This window comes from Bacteroides sp. RTP31139st1_H2_RTP31139_211217, from assembly GCF_040227615.1.
Classification (GTDB): Bacteria; Bacteroidota; Bacteroidia; order Bacteroidales; family Bacteroidaceae; genus Bacteroides; species Bacteroides uniformis.
Window position 1 is genome coordinate 1 of the sequence record NZ_JBCNZM010000220.1, and the last position, 6244, is coordinate 6244.

4 protein-coding genes are annotated in these 6244 nt (G+C 50.1%); 3 read left to right on the forward strand and 1 reads right to left on the reverse strand.

The features are described from left to right. Window positions 1–2296, forward strand: a 2296-nt coding sequence (locus tag ABUA47_RS22240) for a hybrid sensor histidine kinase/response regulator transcription factor (protein ID WP_349832070.1), incomplete at its 5' end; no start/stop codon positions are given. Window positions 2297–2336: 40 nt separating this feature from the next. On the opposite strand, the gene ABUA47_RS22245 is transcribed toward ABUA47_RS22240, so the two are convergent. Next, window positions 2337–3017 carry a tetratricopeptide repeat protein gene (locus ABUA47_RS22245; RefSeq protein ID WP_034523335.1) on the reverse strand — a complete coding sequence of 227 codons (681 nt, stop codon included), beginning with the start codon at window positions 3015–3017 and terminating at the stop codon, window positions 2337–2339. 143 nt (window positions 3018–3160) lie between these two features. Between ABUA47_RS22245 and ABUA47_RS22250 the strand changes: the two genes are divergently transcribed. Further along, entirely contained in the window at window positions 3161–4534 is a 1374-nt protein-coding gene (locus ABUA47_RS22250; RefSeq protein ID WP_005835091.1) for an MATE family efflux transporter, read from the forward strand. Window positions 4535–4797: 263 nt separating this feature from the next. Next, window positions 4798–6244: heavy metal translocating P-type ATPase (locus ABUA47_RS22255; protein WP_349832071.1), on the forward strand; the 1447-nt coding region annotated here is incomplete at its 3' end.

Here is a 6244-nt window from a genome sequence, read left to right on the forward strand (position 1 = left end):
CCACATACAAGCCATCGGTGAGGACAAGGCAGGAAATATTTGGGTGAGCACCAACAAAGGTATCAGCTGTCTTGTGGACAGTAAAGACATTTTCTATAACTACGACTATCACGACAACCTCCCCATGGGAAGCTTCAGTCGGGGCAGTGTAGCCTACGGACAAGACGGCAACTTTTACTTCGGCTCTATAAACGGTCTGTGCTACTTCAACCCGGAAGTTGTATTGCAGGAACGCAAATCACCGCCCGCATTCATCACCAACATTGAAATTACCGACCCGCTGAACAAACCGGAAAACGGACAGAGCACCATTGCCTTAAACGGACAGAAGAACGTGCAACTGAAATATACACAGAATAGTTTCAGTATCCGGTTCAACATCCAGAACTATGCCCTGGTCAACCAAGTGGAATATGCCTATATGCTGAAAGGACTCGAGAACTCCTGGTATACGCTTACAGACCCCAATAATGTCACCTTTCGTAATCTTCCTCCCGGGAAATACCAGTTCCAAGTGAAAACGCGCATGCGCAACCAAGCATGGTCGGACGCAACCACCTCATTGAACATCCGCATCGCCCCACCCCTTTGGCTTACTTGGTGGGCAAAGTCATTCTATATCCTGCTGTCCCTTATCATCCTTTTCTCTATACTCTATGCCTACAAGAAAAGACTGGATGCTGAAGCACTGTACCAACTGGAGAAGCAGAGCCACGAACACGAGCAGGAACTGAACAACGAACGCCTGCGCTTCTACACCAACATCACCCATGAACTGCGCACCCCGCTTACGCTGATACTGGGTCCGCTGGAAGACATACAGAAAAGTGATACACTATCCACCAAAGACGCACAGAAGATATCCGTCATTCACCAAAGTGCCATCCGGCTACTGAACCTCATCAACCAGATATTGGAGTTCAGAAAGACCGAGACCCAGAACAAGAAACTCTGCGTGAGCCGGGACAACCTCGTACCCCTTATCCGCGAGATAGGCCTGAAGTACAAGGAACTGAACCGGAAGCCAGCCGTCGATATCCGGCTGGTGGTGGAGAAAGAGCATATGCCTATATACTTCGACAAGGAAATTATCCAGACCATCCTGGACAATCTGATATCCAATGCCCTAAAGTACACGGAAAAGGGTAGCATCAGCATCGGTATCCGACAGGTGGAACGTGCCGAAGTGAACTATACGGAAATCCGGGTCAGCGACACGGGATACGGTATCAAGCCGGAGGCACTACCCCACATATTCGACCGTTATTACCAGGAAGGCGGCAAACACCAGGCTTCGGGTACCGGTATCGGACTTTCTCTGGTGAAAAACCTCGTAGCCCTACACGAAGGGGAAATCCGCGTAGAGAGTGCTCCCAATCAAGGTAGTACCTTCTACGTCAGCCTGCTTACCGACAACAGTTACCCGCAGGCACTGCATGCCGATTCGCAGGAAAAGGAAAGCAACGTCCAGCATATAGAAGAGGCACAAGTAAATCAAGTTTCATCCAGCGACAAACCCATATTGCTGGTAGTGGAAGACAATCCGGACATCTGCGACTATATAGCCGAATCCTTCTCCGACCACTTTGAAGTAAAGACTGCCGCCAACGGAAAGCTGGGCAAGGAAAGCGCCCTGAAAGAAATACCTGACATCATCGTCAGTGACATTATGATGCCGGTAATGGACGGAAACGAGATGTGCCGTGAGCTGAAAAAAGACGTGCGCACCAGCCACATACCCATTATACTGCTGACAGCCAAAGACTCGCTGCGCGACAAAGAGGAAGGCTACCAGGTAGGTGCCGACTCCTACCTCACCAAACCGTTCAGCGCCAGCCTGCTGCATAGCCGTATAGAAAACCTGCTCCAGTCGCGGCGCAACCTGGCAAACCATTTCAGCGCCAATGCCGCCATAAGCAATAAAGCGGCTGTCATTACAGAATCGCTCAACAAGCTGGACAACGAGTTTATCCACAAGATAAACCAGCTGATAGAGGAACGGCTTTCTTCAGACAAAATAGACATCAGCTATCTTTCGGATAAAATGTGCATGAGCAATTCCACCCTCTACCGCAAGATGAAAGCGCTTACCGGACTTTCCACCAACGAATATGTCCGCAAGATAAGGATGAAACACGCCGAGCAATACCTGCTGGAAGGCAAATACAACATTTCGGAAATAGCATTCAAGGTAGGTATAAACAATCTGTTCTACTTCCGGCAATGCTTCAAGGAAGAATTCGGCTGCATACCTTCGGAATATCTGAAGAGATTAAAAGAGACCGGAGAGAAATAAGAGACAAACAGCCCCTTCCTATTAGTCGGAATGCGGACAGCTATTTCAGCTCCAGCTCCATCTTCTTTATCTTTTCCAGCGTATTGCCTGCTTCCATGGAGGGGAATACCTGAAGCACGCGTTGCAGGTATGCCTTAGCCTTGCCGTAGCTATTGGTGAACACGTCTGACAATCCGTTGCGATAGCGTGCATACTGCATCCTTGTGGGGGAAGTTATCTTTTTATAGTCTTCTTCGAGCTTCTTCTTATCCTTCTCGGCTTGGAGATAATAATAATTTCCTAAGAAAATATTGGCTTGGAGATTGTCGGCATCCAGCATCAATACCTTTTCATAGGTTTTCAAGGCATCTTTCTCCTTTCCCCGCATCATCTCCATTTCGGCACAAGAGACAAGTGCAGGTACGTCTTCGGGATGACGCTGCAAGAACTCCTTATAGAAGAGGTAGGCTTTATCGTAATTCCGCATTTCCTTGTAGTGCACAGCCAGCACATCCGCAAGACGGGGAGCCACCTCACTGCTCTTGTCCACATTGGTCCAGTAGAACATTTCCGTCCTATCCTCACCGGCATTTGCCGCCTGGCGAAACAAACTCACCGCATAGTCATCTTTACCCTCGGAAAGTGCATCGGACACTTTCGAAAGCAACTCATCTGCCGACTGTCCCCAGACAGACAGCGGACACATCAAGAACAAGGAGAAAAGCAACGTTAAGGTTTTCATTTTTAGTGTATATATATAGTTTAACAGCCCAATCAGTCTCATAGAAATCTACCTACAAAACTACGCATTTTTACGGTAACCATCAATAGTTGAAAGTAGAAAAATAGTTAACTTTGCCGACCTTAATGAATTAAATAATATAAATGAAGCCCAGAGACAGACAAATACTGCAAATAGCCTTACCTTCCATCGTATCGAACATCACCGTGCCGCTGCTCGGCCTGATTGATGTAGCCATCGTCGGCCATCTGGGTTCGCCCGCCTACATAGGCGCCATTGCCGTAGGTGGCATGCTGTTCAACATTATCTACTGGATATTCGGTTTTCTGAGGATGGGTACCAGCGGAATGACCTCGCAAGCATTCGGCAAGCGGGATTTACCGGAGGTGGTCCGCCTGCTGTTGCGTTCCGTGAGCATAGGCCTGGCAGTCGCGTTCTGCCTCATCCTGCTGCAAACGCCTATCAGGCAGGGAGCCTTCCTTCTCATCCATCCTACGGATGAAGTCAAAGAAATGGCAACGTGCTATTTCCATATCTGCATTTGGGGGGCACCTGCCATGCTGGGGCTATACGGACTGACGGGATGGTTCATCGGCATGCAGAATTCGCGTATCCCCATGTATATAGCCATCACACAGAATGTGGTCAATATCATTGCCAGCCTCGGACTGGTTTATCTGTGTGGGATGAAAGTAGAAGGAGTAGCTTTGGGGACGTTGATTGCCCAGTATGCTGGCTTCCTGATGGGCATTGTCCTTTGGATGCACAACTACGGCAGGCTGAAAAGATTCTGGGAAATTAAAAATTATAAATTAAAAATTAAAGGGGGAGAAGGGGCAGGTATCTGGGAGAAAGGGGCGATGTTCCGGTTCTTCCAAGTGAATAGGGATATTTTTCTGCGTACTCTTTGCCTGGTGGCAGTCACGTTGTTCTTCACTTCGGCGGGAGCTTCGCAGGGAGAGATTATTCTGGCGGTCAACACGCTGCTGATGCAGCTCTTCACCTTATTCTCGTATGTAATGGACGGCTTTGCCTACGCTGGCGAAGCCTTAAGCGGCAGATACATAGGCGCACGCAACCGGGAAGCCTTTACAGACACCGTCCGGCACCTCTTCGGATGGGGAGCGGTGATAGCGGTTCTCTTTACATTGGTTTATGCGCTGGGAGGCAATGCCTTCCTCGGACTATTGACGGATGACAAAGAAGTGATAGCTGTTGCCGACACCTATTTTTATTGGGCGCTTGCCGTGCCCGCCGTCGGGATAGCCGCCTTCATCTGGGACGGCATCTTCATCGGCGCCACCGCCACGCGAGGAATGCTCCTCTCCATGGCAGCGGCAGCTGTCAGCTTTTTTATCTTATATTATGGGCTGCATCCCGTCCTGGCAAACCATGCCCTATGGCTTGCTTTCCTCACTTACCTGCTGATGCGGGGAGTGGTGCAGACAGGCTTGAGCCGGGAAGTCATCCGACGGGCATTTCCCAGCAAGAAGGAACCTGCTTGGCGTGAGGGGTAGGCTATGAACAATTTCAAGGGAAAAAGCATTATCTTTGTATCGCTATGACTGATATAAAATATGGATTCCACCCTCCAGAACAAGGCGTCAGGTAGCCAGTATACGGTGCCAAACAAGTTTCAACTTTTGGCACCATCGGTTTCAATGCGAGAAACCGACGGTTTCAAGTAGTGAAACCAACGGTATCTCGGAATGAGACTGACGGTATTTGCATTTGGAACCAAGTCACTCATAGCAAGAGTAATGACTTATACAAAATTGTTATGGCAGAAAAGAATATAGTTCAAGAGACATTTCCCGTATTGGGAATGAGTTGCGCCTCATGCTCCGCACGGGTAGAAAAGACGCTGAACCATCAGTCAGGTGTCAAGAAAGCGGTCGTAAACTACGCTTCGGCAACGGCAACCGTGGAATATGACCCTACGAGCTGTTCTTCCGAGACTTTGCAGCAGGCTGTGCAGGCGGCCGGATATGACTTGTTGATAAACCAGGACGGCAACACGCTCGAAGAGGCGGAAGAGGCCCACAACAAGAAATTCAGCGCATTGAAATTCCGCACAACCTGGGCCATCATCTTGTCTATGCCCGTTGTCATCATAGGCATGTTCTTCATGGATATGCCCCATGCCAATCCCATCATGTGGGCGTTGTCCACTCCCGTCGTATTCTGGCTGGGGCGGGGATTCTTCACCAGCGCCTGGAAACAATTGCAGCATGGCAGCGCCAATATGGACACACTGGTAGCCATCAGTACGGGGACCGCCTATCTGTTCAGCCTGTTCAACATGCTATTTCCGGACTTCTGGCTATCCAGAGGCATCCATCCGCATGTATATTTTGAGGCGGCAAGTGTCATCATAGCCTTTATCCTGCTGGGCCGCCTGCTGGAAGAAAAAGCGAAAGGAAACACCTCAACCGCCATCAAGAAACTGATGGGGCTCCAACCCAAGACTGTGACCATCATTGTGGATGAAGGACACGCTGTCCCTCACTCTTCCTTTGAGCGCGTTATCCCTATCGAGCAGATTCGCCCCGGAGACATCGTCCTGGTGAAGCCCGGAGAACGGATTGCCGTGGATGGCATCGTGACGGAAGGTAGCTCCTACGTAGACGAAAGTATGCTGAGCGGCGAACCGGTAGCAGTATCCAAGCACAAAGACGCCAAGGTCTTTGCAGGTACCATCAATCAGAAGGGAAGTTTCCGCTTCCGGGCAGAGAAAATCGGCACGGATACACTGCTGGCGAAGATTATACACATGGTGCAGGACGCGCAAGGAAGCAAGGCACCGGTGCAGCAGCTGGTGGACAAGATAGCCGGGATATTCGTGCCTACCATTATAGGCATCGCAGTGCTTGCCTTCATCGCATGGATGCTACTGGACGGAACCGGCGGATTCACCCACGGATTGCTGGCATTTGTCACGGTGGTCATCATCGCCTGCCCGTGTGCACTGGGACTGGCTACTCCTACCGCCATCATGGTAGGCATCGGCAAGGGCGCCGAAAGGGGCATTCTGATAAAAGATGCCGAAAGCCTGGAGATTGCCAAGAAGATAGACACCGTGGTACTCGACAAGACCGGAACGGTGACTGAAGGAAAACCGGTAGTCAGCAAGCTGATATGGAATACGCAGGCAATGACGCCCGGTACTGGCGCCACTGCAGGCAATGCGCTGTCGGACATTTTCTATAGTCTGGAGAAGCTCTCGG